Here is a 1,150-nt window from a genome sequence, read left to right as displayed (position 1 = left end):
GACTCGGAACCACCTCTGACCTGCGGGTTTGCCTTGAAGTCTCATCTGATGAATCATTGATTCGTTTGTTTGTGCGGCGTTTGGAGGCGGAAATTGGGTGTGGACCGGTCAGGCCGGGTGCTTGTTGTGGCGGGGTCGGTTCCGCTGCTGTATCCGGAGCAGCACACCGTCGAGGAAATGCTGGACGGGTGGCGCAACCAGCAGCTCTCGCGCAACCTGCAGTTCGACACGATCGCCCAGCGGATCCGCTATATCCGCCGGTTTATCGAGCACATGAACGAGTTTCCGTGGAACTGGACGCCGGCCCATGTCGAGGAGTACTTCGGCGATCTGCGCTCCATCAAGCGCCTGTCGCACTCCTCGGTGCGGGTCCAGCAATCCGCCCTGAGGGCGTTCACCTCCTACATCGCCAACCCCGACTACGGCTGGGACCGACGCTGCGAAGAGCTCTTCGGCACCCACCCCGCCCAAGTGTTCTTCGAGTGGAACAGCTCCCCACACGTGCAGGAATACGAGGGCCGGCCTGCGAAGCGCCCGTTCACCCGCCGGGAGCTGCAGATGCTCTTCGACCACGCTGACGACGAGGTCGAACGAGCAGCAGCCTCCGGAAAGAAGGGCTGGCAGTCGGCCTACCGGGACGCGGTCATGCTCAAGGCGGCCTACTCCTACGGGCTGCGGTTCAACGAGCTGAGGCATCTGCAGGCGGTGGACTTCGCCGCCAACCCGCACGCCCGCCGGTTCGGGAGGTTCGGGGTCTGCAAGGTCCGCTTCGGCAAGTCCCGCAGGGCTTCCCCTCCCAAACCCCGCAGCGTGCTGACGGTCTTCGACTGGACCCCCGGGATCTTCGAGGACTGGCTCGCCAACGGCCGCGGCACCCTCGACACGCTTGACCTGTTCCCCAGCGAACGCAGTGGGCTGATCAGCGAATCCACTCTCCTGCGGCGGCTGCGCCGCTATGTCCAGGAGCTCGGGATCCCCTCGGACGGGCTGGACCTGCATTCGCTGCGGCGTTCCTATGCGACGCATCTTCTGGAGGATGGATGGGATCCTAGGTTTGTGCAGTATCAGATGGGACACGAACATGCCTCCACGACCGGCATCTACCAGTTCGTCAGCGACGACTTCCGCGCCACGACCCTGCGGGCCGGGC

General features: G+C 64.2%; 1 protein-coding gene. It reads left to right on the top strand.

What is annotated here, in order from left to right; translation table 11 throughout:
* Positions 1 to 99 precede the first annotated feature (99 nt).
* A partial coding sequence (locus tag HGO92_RS23120; protein WP_346769080.1) for a tyrosine-type recombinase/integrase occupies positions 100 to 1,150 on the top strand: 1,051 nt, incomplete at its 3' end.

Origin of the sequence: Crystallibacter degradans (assembly GCF_012952295.1) — a bacterium.
Lineage (GTDB): Bacteria > Actinomycetota > Actinomycetes > Actinomycetales > Micrococcaceae > Crystallibacter > Crystallibacter degradans.
Note: the sequence above shows the minus strand (reverse complement) of the source record. Positions and strands in the feature narration are given on the sequence as shown.